Genomic DNA, 19277 nt, shown 5'->3' with positions numbered 1-19277 from the left:
ACGATCGAGAGGTATCACGCATGCAAGCCCTTCAAAGCGATTCGATCATCGACTCGCAGGACGATTACCCTGAATACGCCGGACCGCTGTCAATGGACGCGCTCATCGAGGAAGTCGAGCGCCGTCGCGACGAGTTCGATGCAATGTCTCACGTGCCGCGCGACATGGTCGGCAAGATGAAGCGCGCGGGCATCTTCCGCGCCAGCACGCCGAAGCGTTTCGGTGGCGATGCGCTGCCGCCGCCGCGCTTCCTCGAAATGCTGGAACGCATCGCGGTCGCGGACGGTTCGACGGCATGGGTCGCCGCGTTCGGCTCGGCGAACACGTATCTCGCCGCGCTGCCCGTGGAAACGCAGGCGCGCATCTATGCGACCGGTCCGGACCAGGTGTTCGCGGGCGGCTTGTATCCGCTGCAAAAGGCGGAGCGCGCGCCGGGCGGCTTCAAAGTGTCGGGCCAATGGCGCTTCGCGAGCGGCTGCAAGGGCGCGGACTGGATCGGCGTGGGCATCGGCGGAGCGCCTGCGGGCGCCGACGACAAAAACGCCGGCAAGCCCTTCACCGCCGTGTTCCCGGCGAGCGAAGTGGAGATCGTCGATAACTGGAACGTGGTCGGCATGCAGGGCACCGGCAGCCATGACTTGCGTCTGAAGGACAAGTACGTCGATGAGCGATGGACCTTCGTACGCGGCGGCGCGGCGTTGATCGACGAGCCGCTCTATCGCTATCCGGCGGTCGCGTATCAGGCGCAGGTTCATGCGGCCGTGAACATCGGCCTGGCACGCGCCGCGCTCGACCTGCTCGCCGGCATGTCCGGCGTGACGAAGACGACGACGGGCGCGCCGCGTCTTGCCGACCGTGCGTACTATCGCTCGGGCCTCGCGCAAGCGGAAGCGCAACTGCGCAGCGCACGCGCGTTCTTCTTCGAGTCCGCGGAAGCGTCGTGGCAAACGGTGCTCGCAGGAGACCCGGTACAGCCTGCCGAAGCGAATCTGTTGCGTCTCTCCGCCACGCACGCGGCCCATACGTGTGCCGACATCGTGATGCAGGCGTACAAGATGGCGGGCATCGGCGCGATCTATCGCGAGAACCGCATGCAACGGCTCGTGCGCGATTCCATCGTCGTGACGCAGCACGCGTTTCTCGGCGAAGGCACGTATGACGCGTCGGGCGCGATCTTCGTCGGTATCCCGCCGGTCACGCCTTATCCCTGATATGACGATGCAAGCCTGTCTCTTTCTCATCGGCGACGCATCGTGCGATGCGTCCGCGCTGCATCATGCGGCGCAAGACGTCGAGGGCCTGCGTCGGCTGATCGTGCATGAAGCGATCGACGGCCAGGTCGATCCGCGCATCGCGCCCGCGCCGAACACGCCGTCGTGCGTGCTGCAATGGTATTTCGACGACCTCGCGCCGCTCGAAGCGGCATGTGAACGCGACGGCGCGATTCATCGCATGGTACGAGGTCATTCGTTCACGCAGCAAGTCATGGCGGTGCGTCCGCTCAAGCAGGCAGCGACGCAAAGCCCAATGGAGCGGTGCACCTACCTTGTCGCATACGAAGGCGTTGCAGACGACTTCAATGCGTGGCTCACGCACTATCTGAAGCATCACCCGCCGCTGATGTTGCAGTTGCCCGGATTGCGTGAATTGGAGGTTTATACGCGCATCGACTGTACGAGCGGTCTGCCGTTCGATCATGCAAACGCGATGCAGCGCAACAAGGTGGTCTTCGACGATGCTGCCGCGCTCATGGCTGCGCTTGCGTCGCCGGTTCGTGACGCCATGCGCCGCGATTTCCATGCGCTGCCGCCCTACACCGGTGCAACGCCGCATTTTGCAATGCGCAGCTTGTACGGTAATCTCGCGCAACACTGACCGGGCGGTCGCGCTGTGCCAAACGCGCGCTTCGCCCTCGTTCGCGAGGCGAAGCATGAACAAGCCGCATCTCGGCATTGCCGATCTGAATCTGCTGCGCGTGTTCCTCGCCATCTGGGACTTGCGCAGTCTGACCGCCGCGGGCGACAGGCTCGGCCTCACGCAGCCCGCGGTGAGTCATGCGCTGCGCCGTCTGCGCACGCTCTTCGACGATCCGCTGTTCTTGCGCACGCCGGGCGGCATGGTGCCGACCGATGCCGCGTATCGGCTGTATCCGCCGCTCGCGCAAGCCTTCGCGATGATCAACGACGCCGTGCAGCAGCTCGGCAAGTTCGATCCCGCGACCGCGCAGCGCGTATTCCGCGTGTCGATGTCCGACATGTCGGAGTTCTATTTCCTGCCGCCGCTCGTCGCGATGCTCGACCGCGAGGCGCGCGGCATCCGCATCGAGGTGGCGAATCTTCCGGTGGAATCGGTGAGTGCCGCCATGCGCGCGGGCGAGATCGATCTTGCGCTCGGCTATGTGCCGGGGCTGGACGAAGGCTGCGTGAGCCAGACGCTCTTCGTCGACGAACATGTGTGCGTGGTGCGCGCGGGTCACCCATTACGCCGCGCGAAGCCGACGCGCGAAGACCTTGCCGCATTGCGTTATGTGTACGCGAGCACGAACGCCACGGGGCATCGCATGGTCGAGCAGTGGCTCGACGAACTCAATCTCAAGCGCGATATCGTGCTGCGCCTGCCTCATTTCATCGTCGCGCCCGAGATCGTGATGAACACCGATCTCGCCGTCATCTTCCCGAAGAGCATCGCGCGGCGCTTCAATCGCGGCAAGGCGTTTCGCGTGCTGCCGCTGCCGTTCTCGCTGCCGCCCATCGAAATCGAGGTGCATTCGCATACGCAGTTCGCATCCGATCCTGGCATCGCGTGGCTGCGGGAAACGCTCGTGGCGATGTTCCATCAGTCCGAACCCTGACTCCGTCGAATGCGGCGCACATTTGCCCCACTGATACCCGGCATGCTTTTCAGCCTATTTGACGTGGCTGCCTGGCGACTCGACACTGCTCTACATGCGAAGCCTGCTCGAGGCGCGCCCCACGATCAATCAGGCGAGAAGACATGTCCACGGTTCAATCAACTTCCACGACGGAACGCAGCACGGCCATGCAGGACCGCGCACTGAGACGCATCGTCGTGGCATCGGTCGCCGGCAACGCGATGGAGTGGTACGACTTCTTCGTCTACGGCACCGCCGCCGCGCTGGTCTTCGGACAATTGTTCTTTCCCGCCAACGCGGACCCGCTGATCGGCACGCTCGGCGCGTTCGCCGCGTTCGCAATGGGCTTCGTCGCCCGGCCGCTCGGCGGCATCGTGTTCGGGCATATCGGCGATCGGTACGGACGTCGCGCTTCGCTCGTATGGACGCTGCTCATCATGGGCTTCGCGACCTTCGGCATCGGCCTCTTGCCCACATACGACCACGTCGGCTTGTGGGCGCCGGCCGCGCTCGTCGGACTGCGGCTGTTGCAGGGCGTCGCGTCGGGCGGCGAATGGGGCGGCGGCGTGCTCATGATCAGCGAAAGCGCGCCGCCGGAAAAGCGCGGCTATTACGCGGCATGGAGCCAGCTCGGCGTGGGCGGCGGCTTCGTGCTGTCGTCAGCAGCTTTTCTCGGCGCGCAGGCGTTGCCGCACGATCAGTTCATCTCGTGGGGCTGGCGTCTGCCGTTTCTCGCGAGCATCCTGATCTTCGCGCTCGGCGTCTATATTCGCCACAACCTTCCCGAGAGCCGCGACTTCGAGAACGCGGACAAGGCGGGCAAGACATCGCACATGCCGGTGGTGGAAGTCATCAAGCGGCACCCGAAAGAGATTCTCATGGCGATGGGCTTGCGCGTGGCGGAAAACGGCGGCGCGTATATCTTTCTCGCGTTCTCGCTGGTGTACGGCAAGTTCGCCGGCATCTCGAACTCGGTCATGCTCACGGGCGTGATGCTCGCGATGGTCATCGAAATGGTCGCGATGCTTCTATGGGGCAAGCTCTCCGACCGCATCGGCCGCAAGCCGGTATATATGATCGGCGCAGTCTCGCTCGCGGTGATGGCGTTCCCCTTCTTCTGGCTGCTCAATACGCATTCGACGCCGCTCATCTGGCTCGCGCTCGTGCTCGGCACGGCTGTCTGTCACGGCGCGATGATCGGCACGCTGCCCGCGCTCGTCGGTGAACTGTTCAGCACGGAAGTGCGCTACTCGGGCGTCGCGCTGGGGCATGAAGTCGCTTCGATCTTCGCGGGCGGAATGTCGCCGCTCATTGCGACGGCGCTGCTTTCGCGCTATCACGCGTACTGGCCGGTCGCCCTCTTTCTCATCGTGCTCGGACTCATTACCGTCGTGACCTTGAAGTTCACGCACGAAACGCGTCAGCAGTAAATCCCACGTTTCTCTCCGCGCATTCGCACGGCTCTTCGCCGTGTAAATGCGCTTTTCCATTCAGCGGTCAAATCAGTCCGCTTGATGCGACCCGGACTTTTTAATCTATTTCTCTTATTCGATTCACAGCGCTAATCTCGGTACATCGTCCCCTGTAAAGAGTCATCGGAACGCATCATGGAACTCTTCAAAGTCCGCGTCGACGCAGTGCGAGAGGAAGCGCACGGCGTGCGCTCGTTCAGTATCTCCCGCGTCGACGGCCTGCCCTTCGAGCAGTATGAGCCCGGCGCGCATATCGACGTGACCGGTCCGTCCGGCATCACGCGTCAATACTCGCTGTGTGGCGATCCGGAATGCGTCGAATCGCAAGTGTTCGCCGTGAAGAAGGAAGAGCAGTCGCGCGGCGGATCGCGCTCGCTGCATGAGGAAGTGAGCATCGGCACAGAATTGTCGGTCGGCGCGCCACGCAACCTTTTCAAGCTCGAAGAAGGCGCGAGCGAACATATCCTTATCGGCGCGGGTATCGGCATTACACCGCTGCTTTCGATGGCGTATCGCCTCGCCGCGCGCAACGCACGCTTCACGCTGCACTACTTCGCGCGCAGCGAACGTCACGCGGCCTTCATGACGCTACTCACGCGCGCGCCTTTCGAAAGCCACGTGAAGCTGCATTTCGGCGTGCAGCGCGATGCGCTACCCGCCGCACTCGATGCATGTCTGCGCGATGCAGGTCCCGATGCGCACGTGTACACCTGCGGCCCGGCCCCGTTCATGGATCTCGTCGTCGACAGAGCACAGGCGCATTTGCCGGCCGAATCGATTCATCTCGAACGCTTCAAAGCCGAGCCTGCGCCCACGGTCGAAGCTTCACTCGATAGCTTCGACGTGCAGCTTGCGAGCACGGGTCAGACGGTGCATGTCGATGCGAAGACGTCCATCGTCGATGCGCTCGCTTCTATCGGCATCGAAGTGGATACGTCCTGCGGGGAAGGCGTGTGCGGCACCTGCATGGTGGATGTCGTGAGCGGCGAGCCGGAGCATCGCGACCATTGCCTGAGCAAGGCGGAACGCGCGAGCAACACGGTCATCTGCTGTTGCGTGTCGCGTTCGCGTTCTCCGGTGCTGGTGCTGGATCTCTAGGACTTCCTGAAGTTCGCGAGGATGTCGGAGATGAGCCCGCGCATCCACGCAATGCCTTCGTCCTCATGAAAGTGCTCGTGCCAGTGCATCGTGACAGCGGCTTTCGGCAAGGGCACAGGCAACGCATAGATGCGGAAAGCATCATTGCGATTGAGGATATGCGCGAGCCGCTCGGGCAGCGTCGCGAGCAGATTCGTCGCCGCGAGCACGCCCGGCACGGCGACGAAATGCGGTAACGCCAACGCGATATTTCGCCCCACGCCTTGCGCGCGCAACGCATCGTCCAGTGCGTGATGACTGTGTTCGAGCGATCGCACCTGCACATGCGATGCGGCTAGAAAATGCTCCAGCTTGAGCGTATCGCCCGCGGGCAGATCGCTGCGCTTGCGCGTCATGCACACATACGACTCCTCGAACAATAGTTGATAACGCGTGCGCGGCAGCAACGCAGGCAGATTGCCGATGGCGAAGTCGAGCCTGCTCGACCGCAATGCTTCTTCTATGTCTTCCACCGGCAGCGGCTCGACGACGAGCTTCACGCGCGGCGCGGCGCTCTGCAATGCGGCGCACAGCGCCGGCAAGTACGCCATTTCACCCGCGTCGGACAGCGAGAGACGGAAGCTGCGCGTGCTCGTCGCCGGTTCGAATCGCTCCGCATAACGCAGCGCCTGACGCACCGTATCGAGCGCGCGTCCGACGATTTCCGCGAGCTCCAGCGCCACGGGCGTCGGCTGCATGCCCGCTTTGGTGCGGATGAAAAGCGTGTCGTCGAAGAGCGTGCGCAGCCGTCCGAGCGAGTAACTCACTGCGGGCTGCGATAGGGCAAGCCGCTCGCCCGCTTTCGTCAGACTGCGCTCTTCCACGATGGCCTGAAACACGCGCAGCAGATTGAGATCGATGTGGTCAATGGAGGTCATGGCGGCTCGGTAATATCGGCCGCGCTTATCCGGCGACCTGTTTTTAATCGATTTGACGCATGATCTTCGCAAAGCGAGACTGATGTCAACGAGAGGATGCGCTGATGTCGATGCCTTTTTCTCATGTGAGCCACTCAACTACTTCCCACGATCACGATGAGTACGCCGACCTATCAAACCATCGACACGAGCGCGCTCGCGAAGCGCGCCGAGGCCGATCGCATCGCGCCTTCCCTGTACTACGATCCGCAGTTGTTCGAAGAAGAACTCGAACGCATCTTCTATAAAACGTGGGTCTGGGTCGCGCATGAGAGCGAGTTGCCGAAACCGGGCGACTTCGTGACGACCACCATCGGCCGACAGCCGGTCATCGTGGTGCGCGACAAGACGGGCGCGGTGAACGTGCTGCAAAACCGTTGCCGTCATCGCGGCGCGACCGTCTGCGAAGAGCACAAGGGCAACGCGAAGGGCTTTACGTGCCCATATCACAGCTGGTCCTATGCGCTCGACGGCACGCTGCGCGCGCTGCCCTATGGCGACGGTTATGAAGGCGTGTGCGAGAAAGGCGATCTGCCGCTCAAGAAGCTGCGCGTCGGCGTGTATCAGGGCTTGATCTTCGCGAGCTTCAATGAAAGCATCGAATCGCTCGAAGACTTTCTCGGCGGCGCGAAGCCCTGGATCGATCTCTTCATGAAGCAAGGCGCGGGCTATCCGATCAAGGCCAACGGCGAGCACAAGTTCAAGTTCAAAGGCAACTGGAAGATCCAGCTCGAGAACACGACGGACCTGTATCACTTCCCGGTCGTGCACAAGTCATGGATGAAGTCCATCGACGATGAAACCGCCGCCGCCATCACGAGCTTCATGACGAGCGACGAAGCGTTCTGCCGCTCGCTCGGCAATGGTCACAGCCTCGCGGTGCTGGTGCCGGAGATCGTCGATCTCGACAAAGACGACGGCGCGCCCTTGCCCGAGCGTTTCAATGAACTCGCCGCGCAACTCGCGCAAAAGCATACGCCCGAGGAAGTGCGCCGCATCGTGCGTTCGCTGATGGGCGTGGGCTTCAATCTGAACCTCTTTCCGAACCTTGCGTTGTCGATGGCTTTCTTCCGCGTGCTGCGGCCCATTTCCGCAGAGGAAACGGAGATTCGCCACGTCGCGCTGGGAATGGACGGCGGCCCCGAGGAAGCGAACCGAGTGCGTCTGCGCATACACGAACACTTTCAGGGTCCGTTCGGATTCGGCAGTCCCGACGACGCCGAAGCTTGGGAGCGCGTGCAGCGCGGCTCTTACGCCGGCCCCGATGTACCAATCCTCGTGAACCGCGGCCTGAACCGCGAAACCACCGCGCCGAACGGCGAAAAGACCGCGCACGCGACCGACGAAACCGGCATGCGCGAAGCGTACAGGCAATGGCGCGCAATGATGGAGCAAGCATGATGGACGACCGCAACGCACTCTTATCCGACCAGACCTTCGCATGCGCGATCGAGTTCATCTGGCGCGAAGCCGAGCTTCTGGATCGCCGTGATTACCGCGCGTGGCTAGAGCTGTGGGACCCGAAAGGCATCTACGTCGTGCCGATCGATCCCGATACGACCGACTACGCCGCGACCTTGAATTACGCATTCGACGATCAGCACATGCGCGAGCTGCGCGTGCAACGCATGACGTCGGGCTACTCGGCGTCCGCATCCGATGCGGCGCGCACGGTGCGCACGGTGTCGCGCTTCACGCGTTCGTCGGAGAGCGCCGATCTCGTCGAAGTGAAGTCGTCGCAGATCATCATCGCGTACAAGCGCGGCGTGTCGACCATCTTCGCAGCCGACCTCACGCACAAGATCAGCATGACCGACGGCGAGCCGCGTCTCGTGGAGAAGGTGATTCGTCTGATCAACTCGACCGAAGCACTGAACGCCATCGGCTTTCTGCTTTGACGTTCGTGGATGAATTGCCATGCCGACTCTCGAAGTCTATCTGCCGCAAGGCCATGCCGATGATCGCAAGGCCTCGCTCATTCACGGTCTGACACAGGCGACCGTCGATGCGATCGGCGCGCCGGCTGAATCGGTGCGCATTCTGTTGTCGGAGTTGCCGGCGTCGAACATCGGTCTGGGCGGAAAACTTACGCCTGCTGCGTTGCCGGTCATCATCGCGATTCTGATTGCAGGCCGCACGGAAGCGCAGAAGGAAGCGTTGATCGCGCACCTCTGCGAAACCAGCGCCGCAGTGCTCGACGTGCCGTTGCAGTCCACGCGCGTGATGATCAAGGACATACCGAACACGGATTTCGGTCTCGGCGGAAAGACCGCTCGCGCGCTCGGTCGATAGCGTGCAGTGCATCTCCCGCTGTCCTTGATCGCCCCATGCAAAAACGTTGAACAGGAAGCTAACAATGCCCGATACGCGAAACCTGCCCCTGCGCGTGCTGTTCTGCTGCGGCGTCTCGCAGAATTTCTTCGATCTGCCGCGCGAGCAGATCGGCGAGGTGTGGCAAGCCTACGGCAAGATGCTTAACGCCATCGAAGCGATGGACAACGTGCGCGTGCTCGGGGTGATGGATGACGACCGGCTCGTCGTCGGCAATGCGGACGGCGCGCCGTGGACCTTCTACATTATGGCCGATGTCGCCGATTTCGACACCGCCGTCGCTGTTTGCAATCTGTATCGCACGACGCCGGTCGGCGAGTACAACTTGTGGCGCTACGGCAAGATCGAAGCACGCGTGGGCCGCGCGCTGACGGTGCCGCCCGCGGTCGGCAATCATGGGTGATGCGATGAACGAGACCATCGTCGAGCGCTTGCGCGCGCTGGAGGCGCACAACGCGGTCCGCAGAACTATCGCGCGGTACATGGCGCTGTGCGACGTGCCCGCGCGCGCGCTCGAAGGCGAATCGCTCGCGGCGCTCTTTTCCGACGATGCGGTGTGGGAAGGCATCGGCCCGCAGTATGCAAACAAGTTCGGTCGCTTAATCGGACCGGCGAATATCGTCGCGATGTTGCAGCGTTATCTGCCGCCCACACCGCATTTCACGACCAACACGCACTTTCTGACGAGCGAGCATACCGAAGTGCGCGGCGAGTCGGCGAAAGGCCGCTGGATCATGTTGCAGGCTTCCGGTTATGTCGATGGCCGGGCCGAGCTCATCGCAGCGCGGCTCGAAGTGGACTTCGTGCCCTCATCGCACGACGAAGCCATCTGGCTGATCCGCCACTTCCGCACCGAGCGTCTCTTCGACGCACCGTGGTCCGTCAATCCCGCCCGAGGAGCTATCGCATGAGCGCCTTCTTGCACGAGTTCGATCTCATTGCGCATGCACGTCCGGACGCGCCGACGATTGCGATCAAGGACAGCATCGATATCGCGGGCTACGCGACGACCGCCGCGAGCCGCGCGCTCGCCGATGCGCCGCCCGCCACGCGCCACGCCGAAGTCGCCCAGCGCCTGCTCGACGCGGGCTGGCGCATCACCGGCAAGACCAACATGCACGAGCTTGCGTTCGGCATGACCGGCATCAACGACTTCTGCGGCACGCCGCGCAATCCACAGGATGCGGCGCGCATTCCGGGCGGATCGTCGAGCGGTTCGGCGTCCGCGGTCGGCCTGCATCTCGTCGATGCCGCGCTCGGCACCGACACCGGCGGCTCCGTGCGCGGCCCGGCGGCGTGTTGCGGCGTGATCGGCCTCAAGCCCACGTTCGGACGCGTATCGCGCGATGGCGTCGCGCCGCGCGAGACCACGCTCGATTGCGTCGGTCCGTTCGCGCGTGACATGAACACGATCATCGACGTGATGCTCGCAATCGATCCGTCGTTTCAGGCGGGCCGCGCGCGCCGCGATGTTGCGAATGCAAGGGTCGCGCTGCTTCATGTCGATGCGGACGACGACATCAAGCGCGCGGTTGCCTCTGCGGTGGCATGCAGCGGCTTGTTCACGCGCCGCGTGGCGCTCGCGTCGATGCGCGATGCCTTCGCAGCGGGGCTGGCTGTCATCAACGCGGAGACGTGGCGTGCGTTCGGCCATCTCGTCGATACCGGCAAGCTCGGCGCCGATATCGAAGCCCGCCTGCGCGCGGCAGCCAATACGAACGCTGCCGATCTCGACAACGCGGAACGCATCCGCAGCGCGATCACGGATGAAATCGACCGCACGCTCGATGACGCGGACGTGCTCATTCTGCCGACGCTTCCGTCGCTTCCGATCACCATCGAGGCGGCGCGCGCGGGAACGTCGGTCATCGCGATGTCGTCGCTCATACGGCCATTCAATCTCAGCGGGCATCCTGCCATTACGCTGCCCGTGCCAATGAACGGAACGCACATGAAGGCCGGATTGCAGATCGTCGGCCGCGAGGGCGAGGACGAGACCGTGTGCGCGGTCGCGGCGCGCATCGAAGCGGCGCTCGCATCCAACGAATGACGAGGACATGTCATGTCGAAGAGAGTCGTGCTCATTACAGGCGCCGCGCGCGGACTGGGCGAGGCGCTCGCGCGCCGCTTTCATGACGCGGGCTACAAAGTGGCGCTCGGCGATATCGCGTTTGATGCCGCGCAGAGGCTCGCGCGTGAGTTGAGCGGCGACGGGTCGAGCGCACTCGCGCTCAGGCTCGATGTCACCTCAAAGGCCGATTTCGAGGCCGCGCGCGATGCGCTGATCGACCGCTGGGGCGCGATCGATGCGCTCGTGAACAACGCGGGCGCGTCGAAGGTGGTGCCCGTCATGGAGATCACGGCGGAAGAGTTCGATCAGGTCATCGACGTGAACCTGCGCAGCGTGTTGTTCGGCTGTCAGGTGTTCGGGCAGTACTTCGCGACGCACGGCGCGGGGCGCATCGTGAATATCGCATCGCTCGCGGGACAGAATGGCGGCTCGGCGACCGGCGCGCATTACGCGGCGGCCAAAGGCGGCGCCATCACGCTTACCAAGGTCTTCGCACGCGATCTCGCGGCGCATGGCGTGACTGTCAACGCGATCTCACCGGGACCGCTCGATCTGCCGATCGTGCATGAGAGCGTGCCCGCGGACAAGCTGGAGAAAGTGATTGCCGGCATTCCCGTGGGACGCCTCGGCTCTGCTTCCTACATTGCCGATATTGCCGTCATGCTCGCTTCCGCCGATGCCTACTTCGCCAACGGTGCGTGCTGGGATATCAATGGTGGGCTTTTCATGCGCTAACGATATGGCGCGTGCATGCGAATTTCGAACGGCCATCGTAACCACTCAAAAGTGCGCTAGCCAAGCCACATTTCATCCATGTGTTTGCTTTCATGGCAGATCAAGCCGGAGACTCAATATCATGTCCGCACAAGCCGCATCCGTCCACACCGAACTCGATTCGCAGCGCCAACAGTTCCGACAAGCGATGGCCCATCTCGGCGCAGCCGTCAATGTCATCACCACCGCCGGCGCGCACGGACGATGCGGCATCACGGCAAGCGCGGTCTGCTCCGTTACCGACGCGCCGCCGACGCTGCTCGTCTGCCTCAACCGGTCGAGCGCGATGCATTCCGTCTTCGACGGCAATCGACAGGTTTGCATCAACGTCCTGCCGGCGAGTCTGGAGAGCATCGCCCGACACTTCGCGGGCATGACGGGGTTATCGATGGAAGAGCGCTTTCAGTTGCCGGTTTGGGACGAAGGCGAGAACGGCGTACCCGTTTTGCGTGGCGCGCTTGCCAGTTTGCAAGGCACGATCGTCGAAGCAAAAGATGTGGGCTCGCATGCCGTGATGTTCGTGCAAACGACGCACATCAAGGTGCGAAGCGATGGCGACAGCCTGATCTATTTCGACCGCAACTTTCATCGCGTGCCGCGAGCATGGAAGGCAACGACTCAATCGTAAGGATGAAAAGTCATTTGCTTTTCGATACTTATTACTAAAATGAAGTGTCGGGCGGTTTGGACGCTTTCGGGCTTGCTCCTTCGTGGCCACAACATCCTACATTCCGCGACATCGACTTTTCGAATGGTCGTGCATTTCGATGACGCGAAATGGAGGACGTATGCCGCACACTGCACAGGTTAGCCGAAGCATCGCTGCCACGTTGCGAGCCTTCTACGCAATGCTGTTGATCGCCATCGCGCACGCCGCCCAAGCGCAGACGATCACTACCTTCGCAGGCGGGGAAGGCGCGCAGAGCATTCAGGCCGAAGCCATCGCGGCGGACCGATGGGGCAACATCTATACGGCCGAACCGACGCATCACGTGGTTAGGCGCATCGACCACAGGAACGGCACGGTGACGATCATCGCCGGCACCGGGCAAGCAGGCTATCGCGGCGACGGCGGCCCCGCCACGCAAGCCCTGCTCGACTATCCGACAGGCGTCGCGCTCGACCGCGCCGGTAACGTCTTCATCGGCGATTCGGGCAATGTCAGAGTCGTGCGAAGGGTCGATCGCGAGACCGGCGTCATCACCACGGTCGCTGGCCCCGGAACGCCGAATGTGCCCAATCGCGGTGACGGCGGTCCCGCCACGCAAGCAACGGTATTCGCCAACGATGTCGCGGTGAACCGCGAAGGCGATCTCTACATTGCCGATTCAGCGGCCGGTCTTATCCGGCGAGTGGACCATCGAACCGGCATCATCTCGACCGTTGTCGAGTTGGGCGCCACGTACATCGTGACCATGGCGTTCGACCGGCACGGCGTTCTGTACGTGGTGGATCCGGTGCCGCCGAATGTCGTCCGCTTCGACGCATCGACCGGCACGGTCACCAAGGTAGCCGGCGCGGGGCCCACATGCCAGCAGATTGGCGGCTCCGCGTGCTACAACGGAGATGGCATTCTCGCCACCGACGCGCTCTTGAACTTCCCCACGCACATCGCGTTCGATTGCGCGGGCAACCTGACGATCAGCGATACCTTCAACTACCGCGTGCGCCAGGTGAACAGGCACACCGGCATCATCACGACCATTGCCGGCAGTGGAATGGACGGTCATAGCGGCGACGGCGGTCCCGCCACCCAGGCTGGCATTTTGAGCGGTCCCAGAGGACTCGCGTTCGGGCCGGAAGGCGATTTGTATTTTGCCGAAGCGGCGCAGAGCACCGGATACATTCGCAAGGTAAGCGGCCTGCCGAAAGCCGGGCACCGTTGCGAAGAACATGACGAGGATCATCACCACGGGCATGACGGGAGCCGCGGTCACCACATCGATCCAGACGAGCGAGGCTCTTTGCGTCCATGGTGGTGGTGAGATAGCGGGCGTTACGTCAGCAGCGGGTACAGCCACTAGGGGCAGGCGGTTCGACGAACAAAGCGTTGTTCCGTGACGCTTGTTCCCCATTGCGTGCCCTGAGCTTCTTCGCACAGTTTGAAGCCGAATGACTCATACAGGTGCCTCGCTGCGTCCAGACCCTTGAAGGTAGACAGGTACGTCTCGGCGAAATGCGCGTCGACGAACTCCATTGCGCGCGTCATGAGTTGCCTTCCTATGCCCGTACCGCGCAACGCGTCGTCCACGATGAACCAACGCAGATGCGCTACTCCGCTCTTGAGATTCCCATCGATGGCAAGGGATGCAAGCGTGCGGCCGTCGCGTTCACCGAGCCAGAGCGCTTTGCCCTCTTGCGGCAACGCTTCGGCGAACGCGGCCAGTTCCGTCGCGACTCTCTTTTCGAAGAAGGCGCCGAAACCCCAGTGCTGCGCATAAAAGCGCCCGTGCAAGCTGGCCACATCACCGATGCAGCCGGGCCGGTACCCCTCGACTATCGACGCAGAAAGCGTTTTGTTCATCGGTGCGTTGGCTCCATTGTCTTGCCCCAATGCATCGGCATACAGTCCGACTGTACGCACCAAGGCCAATTGATCGGAATGGCTCAAGCGCCCGAGCGCCTTCGACACCTGAGTAGACGCGAAGCGGTCGATCTTCTGCCTGAGTAACTTTCCTGCATGCGTCAAATAGAGTTCTGAAGAGCGGGCGTCGCCGTCGGACGCGCGTCGCTCGACGATTCCGGCCGCCTCCAGACGCGCGATTTGCCTGCTGCTGTTGGACTTATCCAATCTCAGCAGCTCTGCCAGTTCCTTACCGTTCATTCCGGGACTTGCGCCGATTTCGAGCACTGCATGTACGGCAGACGGCGAAAGGTCGGTGCCTGCCAGCGTTGCGCTCATGAATCCTAGTTCGCGAACCAGCTTGCGGGAGGAATCACGGACCTGGCGCACGGTGTTCGACGACGGGGCGGTCTGACGATTTTCGGGTGACATAGAAAGGTTTTCAGTTGCGATACGCAACTACTGTAGTTGCGCACCGCAACTATGTCAACAAGAGCGTCGGCAGGTCGCGGCGGTAGTCTTCCGCAAAACCGACGCGCGAAACGAACAAGGAACGCTAGACGTTCCGAACAATCAGCGCGTTGGCGCCTGTAGCTCCCCGCTAATGTGATCAAAGCAGCTAGGAAGCGTGATCCCGTACGAGTACGTCCCAAGGCGCGGGAGACGGGAAATGCCCTGTAAAAAGGCGACGAACGCTTTCACGGCAGGATTGCTGCGTCGGCTTTCGGGCCACACGGCATGCAAATGGAATCGGTCATAGGCGAACTCATGCAGCACGGGTACGAGCTCGCGCCTTCGAACGTAAGACGCCGCGATATAAGTCGTCGAAATCCCGATCCCGGCGCCGGCGGCCAACGCGGAAGCAACCGCGTCGCTGACGTCGATCATCAAAGCCGACGCAGGCGTGAACTCGACGAGCTTGCCGCCCACGTTGAACGGCCACGCCGCCTCCTGCCCTGTCGACTGGTATCGGAAGTTCACGCAATCATGCTGCAAGAGATCGTTCGGATGCCGCGGCACGCCTCGCTCCCGAAGATAATCGGGCGATGCGAACGCGCAAATCCGATGCGGTGCGAGTCGGCGCGCGATTAACCGCGTGTCGCCGGGATCGCCGACTCGGATAGCGACATCCACGCCCTCCTCGATCAGATCGACGTAACGATCGCTCAGGCGCACATCGACGGTCACTTTCGGATGCTGCCGGCGAAACGCGGGCAAAGCCGGCGCGAGGATGTTCACGCCGACGGGCAACGGCGCCGTCACCTTGAGCGTTCCCGCTGGCTCCGCGCGCGCAGCGGCGACGCCTTGCTCGATACCTTCCGCCTCGCGCAATAAACGTTGCGTGCGCTCCAGAAGGTCGCGCCCCTCCGGCGTCAACGTCAGCGAGCGCGTGGTCCGGCTGAACAGCCTGAGGCCGAAATGCTGCTCCAGCCGCTGGATGCTCTTGCTGATCGCCGATGGCGAAACGGAAAGCGATCGCGCGGCGGCCGTGTAGCTGCCGAGCGACGCCGCGCGCGCAAAAGCAATCAGCCCGGTCAGTCGTTCGATGGCAATTTGTTCCATGATGGCATCATTAAAGCGAACGTCGGCCCCATTATCAAGCCAGTCGTCGCGAATTAACCTTCTTCCATCGACGCCAAACCGGCGAAGTCAAACAGGAGAAGGACATGAACGCGAACATGAAAGCGCAAGACGCACAGGCCGAAGAAGTCGCTCAACGCGCGCTGGCAGGCAAGACGGCGCTGATTTTCGGCGGAACGTCGGGCATCGGGCTCGACGCGGCTATTCAGGCAAAGCGGGCGGGCGCGGATGTGATCGTCGTCGGACGATCCGCGGATACGGCTCAACGCGTCGCCGCGGAACATGGCTTCGCCGGCTGGCGCGCGGCGGACGTAACCGACGCGGACGCTCTCCAGCAGGCCGTGCGCGACATTCCGAAGGTCGATCATCTCGTCTTGCTGGCGGGCACCTTCGTCGCGGGGACGGTGCGCGAAGCCGACGTCGCGCATCTTCGAACGGCGTTCGAGGAACGCATCTGGGCGGCCGTGCACGTCATTCGCGCGCTGGGAGACCGCTTGAGCGCCGATGGCTCGATCACGTTCATCTCCGGCAGTCTCGCCGACCGTCCGAACGCCTACGGCACCGCCGTGCTCGCGGCGGCGTCCGCGGCCATGGAAGCGCTCGCGCGCGGCCTCGCGCTCGAACTCGCGCCGGTGCGCGTGAACACGCTGTCGCCCGGCCCGATCGACACGCCGATTCTGCGCAAGGCGCTCGGTGACGCGCGCGATGCGGTCGTGGCGAACATGGAGAAGACGCTGCCGTTGCATCGGCTCGGCACCGCAAGCGAAGCCGGCGCAGGCGTCGTGTTCCTGATGACCAACGGCTTCATGAACGGAGCGACGCTGAACGTCGATGGCGGCGCGCGTCTCGTGTGACGTAAGACTCAACGGGAAAAGTGCTTGCGTCGCTCTTGCCGTGAACCGTGGGCGGCGTGAGTCTCGTAAGCACAAACCCCTACGCCCCTGCGGATCGAGATGCCGACCAACTAGAATGGTTTTACGTAGGCGGCTGCGGTGGTTGCCGGTTTGATCAGACGGTAGGCGCGCTTGCCGTTGGCGGAAACTCGCGAGGGCGAATCGATGGAGCGAAGCTATCCCTATCGAGGATTCGAGATCACGGTTCAGCTCGAGCCGGTTCGAGCCGTGTCGCAGGATGCGAGATATGGCGGCACGGTGGGATTCATCGCGCTTGTGAGCGTCTGCACCGCCGAGCCGAAGCGGCCGGTCGGCGTGCCGGTTCGGCTGGTCTCCGAAGCCCACACCGTCTTCCGCACGGAGGACGAGGCTCTGTCAACTGGCCTCAAAGCAGCGCAGCGCGTCATCGACGACAAGATCCCGAGTTGACGAGTACATCATGACCGCGCGCACACTCAGGTCTATCGCGATCGCCACCGCCATCCTCGCGCTGTCGTGGCCGGATAGCGCTTTGCCGACACAGCAGGCGCAACAACGCCGCGCCGCGCGCGATGTGCGTCAGGACACGCGCCAGTCCGCCCGGCATACCAAACAAGATTGCCGCGCCGCGAATCAGCAATCGAACGCGCAGTGCCGTCAGGACAAGCGGGAGACGAAGCAACAGGGACGGCAAGCTGCAAGAGACATTAAATACTGAATAGCCTCGTGCGATTTCGGACCAAGCGTTGAGAAGCGCCTGTGCTTCGGTTCATGAAGCGAGACGCCGCAAAGACGCGCACCCATCTCGAAGTCGGTTCCCGCTGCGCGTGCGGTGTATCACAGCTGCGATTCTATCGGCAGAATGCCGAGCATCCAGATGCCCGCGCGCTTGAACGCCGACACGCCCGGCTCCTTTTCGAGCAGCGCAGTGTTGCCGTTGGCGTCCGTGTCGATCCACACCATGCGCGTGCCACCGTTGCCGTCGTCCTGCAACTCGACACGCCATGCGATGCGATCGATATTCGTGCCGATACCGGTCGCCACTTGTTCAGCCGCCGCCGCGCTTTCGCAATAGACGCCGATCTCCGTATTCAATTCGATGGAACGTGGGTCGAGATTCATGGAGCCGATGAAAATGCGCTTGCGGTCGAAGACATAGGTCTTCGCATGCAGCGAAGCCTTCGACGATCCGAATGTCGACTTCTTCTTGCTCTCGTGGTCATCCGTCGACGCGACCGGCTTCAACTCATACAAGCGCACGCCCGCTTCGAGCATTTCCTTGCGATAGCGTCGATAGCCGGCGTGCACCGCAGCGACATCCGTCGCCGCTAGCGAATTCGTCAGGACCGTCACGCGCACGCCCCGCGAGGTCATCGACCGAAGCCAGCGCACGCCCTCCTCGCGCGGCACGAAATAGGGCGACACGATCAGCATCTCTTTCTCGGGATCGAGCTTAAGAGCCTTGAACTGCGAAATCAGATGACCTTCGGCATCGCCGGGCGCGCGCGTGATCTTCGCCGGATCGTCGTAGAGAAGCGTTGCCTTGCCCCATGAGAATTCGGTGCCGCGCTGCTGGATCACGGTTGCGAGACGCTCTCGCACGTTCGCCACGTACGGCGAATGTTCTTCCGACAGAAGATAAGCATCGAGCTTCTCGCGATACTCAGCTAATGAGTCCCCGTCGGCATGACGTCGCAGGAGATTTTCAATCGGATAGGCCTCATCCGAGTTCCAGTACAGGTCGAACGCGCTCGATACTTCACGCACGACAGGTCCATGCACGAGCACATCCAGATCGCCGAACGCGACCGTGCTCGATGCGCCGAAGTACTCGTCGCCGATATTGCGTCCGCCGAGAATCGCCGCTTGATTGTCCGCGATGAGCGCCTTGTTATGCATGCGTCGGTTCACGCGAAAGAACTCCGCTGCCGAGCCGAGTCTCTTGAACGTGCGATTCGCCACAGGATTGAAGAGACGCACTTGCACGTGTGGATGCGAGGCCAGCGCGAGGAGAAACTGATCGTCGGCGTTCGTGCCGAGATCGTCGAGCAGAAGACGCACACGCACGCCGCGATCGGCCGCGCGCATGATGGACGCGGCCATCTCGCGACCCGTGAGGTCCGAATGCCAGATGTAGTACTGGAGATCGAGCGTGCGATCGGCGGTCTCGCTCAGGATCACGCGTGCGATGAGCGCATCCATTCCATCGGGTAGCAGATGGAACGCGTTGTCGCCAGGATGAGCGGCCTCGCTCGTCGCGAACGACCTGCCGAGGCGCGTGTTCGAGGTGTCGGTCAGGGCGTGTGATTCCTCGCGTTCGGCTTGCGGCGGAAGGCTTGCGCATGCGGTCATCAACAGCATCAGCGCAACCGCGAACCACTTGCCGAGTTTCATGGCGCACTCTCCTATGCGGTGACGAACCGTGTAGTCGCGCCTGCGCGACGGAGATAGTCACGAGTTATGAAGCGCCTACTTCACGACAGCGCGTTCGACGCACTCTGTAACGCAGCAAGAGAACGATGCGCGAGAGAGCGAGACCCGCCCACTGCCGTTACCCGCTGCCAGTGCAGGCGATAACGGTTGGATAAGACCATTGGACTCTGACACGTCTATCGCGACGCCCATCGGCCATCCTCGCGCTCAGACCCATGGCTTCCCGCCCTCGGTCTGCGCCAGGCGCGAGTGAA

Annotated in this window: 20 protein-coding genes and 1 pseudogene; 17 read left to right on the top strand and 4 right to left on the bottom strand. The window is 62.6% G+C overall.

Translation table 11 applies throughout. The features are described from left to right. Positions 1-20 precede the first annotated feature (20 nt). From JYK05_RS22710 to JYK05_RS22690, 5 genes are all read left to right on the top strand, one after another. Positions 21-1211 carry an acyl-CoA dehydrogenase family protein gene (locus JYK05_RS22710; protein ID WP_206469940.1) on the top strand — a complete coding sequence of 397 codons (1191 nt, stop codon included), beginning with the start codon at positions 21-23 and terminating at the stop codon, positions 1209-1211. 7 nt (positions 1212-1218) lie between these two features. Next, positions 1219-1875: an EthD family reductase gene (locus tag JYK05_RS22705; protein ID WP_206469939.1), complete on the top strand. Its 657-nt coding sequence runs from the start codon at positions 1219-1221 to the stop codon at positions 1873-1875. Positions 1876-1930: 55 nt separating this feature from the next. Then, positions 1931-2851, top strand: a complete 921-nt coding sequence (locus JYK05_RS22700; RefSeq protein WP_206469936.1) for a LysR family transcriptional regulator — start codon at positions 1931-1933, stop codon at positions 2849-2851. A gap of 143 nt (positions 2852-2994) precedes the next feature. Continuing rightward, the gene (locus JYK05_RS22695) at positions 2995-4302 is read left to right on the top strand and encodes an MFS transporter (protein WP_175942598.1); all 1308 of its coding nucleotides are present in this window, start codon (positions 2995-2997) and stop codon (positions 4300-4302) included. Positions 4303-4479: 177 nt separating this feature from the next. Beyond that, positions 4480-5442, top strand: coding sequence for a PDR/VanB family oxidoreductase (locus JYK05_RS22690; protein ID WP_206469933.1), 963 nt, complete (start codon positions 4480-4482; stop codon positions 5440-5442). Here JYK05_RS22690 and JYK05_RS22685 read toward each other — a convergent pair. After that, the gene (locus JYK05_RS22685) at positions 5439-6359 is read right to left on the bottom strand and encodes a LysR family transcriptional regulator (RefSeq protein ID WP_206469930.1); all 921 of its coding nucleotides are present in this window, start codon (positions 6357-6359) and stop codon (positions 5439-5441) included. The genes JYK05_RS22690 and JYK05_RS22685 overlap by 4 nt on opposite strands. 156 nt (positions 6360-6515) lie before the next feature. On the opposite strand from JYK05_RS22685, the gene JYK05_RS22680 reads away from it, so the two are divergent. The 9 genes from JYK05_RS22680 to JYK05_RS22640 all read left to right on the top strand — a co-directional run bounded on the left by JYK05_RS22680 (position 6516) and on the right by JYK05_RS22640 (position 13559). Continuing rightward, positions 6516-7799, top strand: a complete 1284-nt coding sequence (locus JYK05_RS22680) for a Rieske 2Fe-2S domain-containing protein (RefSeq protein ID WP_175942591.1) — start codon at positions 6516-6518, stop codon at positions 7797-7799. After that, positions 7796-8296, top strand: coding sequence for an aromatic-ring-hydroxylating dioxygenase subunit beta (locus tag JYK05_RS22675; protein ID WP_206469929.1), 501 nt, complete (start codon positions 7796-7798; stop codon positions 8294-8296). The genes JYK05_RS22680 and JYK05_RS22675 overlap by 4 nt, the downstream gene beginning before the upstream one ends. 19 nt (positions 8297-8315) lie before the next feature. Next, positions 8316-8690, top strand: a complete 375-nt coding sequence (locus JYK05_RS22670; RefSeq protein ID WP_206469928.1) for a tautomerase family protein — start codon at positions 8316-8318, stop codon at positions 8688-8690. A 64-nt stretch (positions 8691-8754) separates the two neighbouring features. Further along, on the top strand, positions 8755-9132 hold the full coding sequence (locus JYK05_RS22665; RefSeq protein ID WP_175942584.1) for a hypothetical protein: 378 nt from the start codon (positions 8755-8757) through the stop codon (positions 9130-9132). A gap of 4 nt (positions 9133-9136) precedes the next feature. Then, complete coding sequence (locus tag JYK05_RS22660) at positions 9137-9640, top strand: nuclear transport factor 2 family protein (RefSeq protein ID WP_371826463.1); 504 nt, start codon at positions 9137-9139, stop codon at positions 9638-9640. After that, on the top strand, positions 9637-10779 hold the full coding sequence (locus JYK05_RS22655; RefSeq protein ID WP_206469926.1) for an amidase: 1143 nt from the start codon (positions 9637-9639) through the stop codon (positions 10777-10779). Before JYK05_RS22660 ends, JYK05_RS22655 begins: the two co-directional genes overlap by 4 nt. Positions 10780-10791: 12 nt before the next feature. Continuing rightward, on the top strand, positions 10792-11535 hold the full coding sequence (locus JYK05_RS22650; protein ID WP_206469925.1) for an SDR family NAD(P)-dependent oxidoreductase: 744 nt from the start codon (positions 10792-10794) through the stop codon (positions 11533-11535). A 121-nt stretch (positions 11536-11656) separates the two neighbouring features. Next, the gene (gene hpaC, locus JYK05_RS22645; RefSeq protein ID WP_175942574.1) at positions 11657-12202 is read left to right on the top strand and encodes a 4-hydroxyphenylacetate 3-monooxygenase, reductase component; all 546 of its coding nucleotides are present in this window, start codon (positions 11657-11659) and stop codon (positions 12200-12202) included. Positions 12203-12362: 160 nt separating this feature from the next. Continuing rightward, a complete protein-coding gene (locus JYK05_RS22640; RefSeq protein WP_206469923.1) occupies positions 12363-13559 on the top strand; it encodes a hypothetical protein in 1197 nt (398 codons plus the stop codon). 35 nt (positions 13560-13594) lie between these two features. On the opposite strand, the gene JYK05_RS22635 is transcribed toward JYK05_RS22640, so the two are convergent. Both JYK05_RS22635 and JYK05_RS22630 read right to left on the bottom strand, forming a co-directional pair. Further along, a complete protein-coding gene (locus tag JYK05_RS22635; protein ID WP_175942570.1) occupies positions 13595-14569 on the bottom strand; it encodes a helix-turn-helix domain-containing GNAT family N-acetyltransferase in 975 nt (324 codons plus the stop codon). A 187-nt stretch (positions 14570-14756) separates the two neighbouring features. Continuing rightward, positions 14757-15700 (bottom strand): annotated as a pseudogene (locus tag JYK05_RS22630) (LysR family transcriptional regulator). A gap of 104 nt (positions 15701-15804) precedes the next feature. Between JYK05_RS22630 and JYK05_RS22625 the strand changes: the two are divergent. The 3 genes from JYK05_RS22625 to JYK05_RS22615 all read left to right on the top strand — a co-directional run bounded on the left by JYK05_RS22625 (position 15805) and on the right by JYK05_RS22615 (position 17308). Beyond that, positions 15805-16572 carry an SDR family oxidoreductase gene (locus tag JYK05_RS22625; RefSeq protein WP_241270044.1) on the top strand — a complete coding sequence of 256 codons (768 nt, stop codon included), beginning with the start codon at positions 15805-15807 and terminating at the stop codon, positions 16570-16572. 177 nt (positions 16573-16749) lie between these two features. Further along, on the top strand, positions 16750-17040 hold the full coding sequence (locus tag JYK05_RS22620; protein WP_241270043.1) for a hypothetical protein: 291 nt from the start codon (positions 16750-16752) through the stop codon (positions 17038-17040). A 10-nt stretch (positions 17041-17050) separates the two neighbouring features. Further along, entirely contained in the window at positions 17051-17308 is a 258-nt protein-coding gene (locus JYK05_RS22615) for a hypothetical protein (protein ID WP_206469921.1), read from the top strand. 119 nt (positions 17309-17427) lie between these two features. Here JYK05_RS22615 and JYK05_RS22610 read toward each other — a convergent pair whose 3' ends face one another. Then, positions 17428-18984, bottom strand: a complete 1557-nt coding sequence (locus tag JYK05_RS22610; protein WP_206469919.1) for a phospholipase D family protein — start codon at positions 18982-18984, stop codon at positions 17428-17430. Between the last annotated feature and the right edge of the window lie 293 nt (positions 18985-19277).

The sequence above is a fragment of the Caballeronia sp. M1242 genome (assembly GCF_017220215.1).
Lineage (GTDB): Bacteria > Pseudomonadota > Gammaproteobacteria > Burkholderiales > Burkholderiaceae > Caballeronia.
This window is presented reverse-complemented; position numbering and strand designations above follow the sequence as displayed.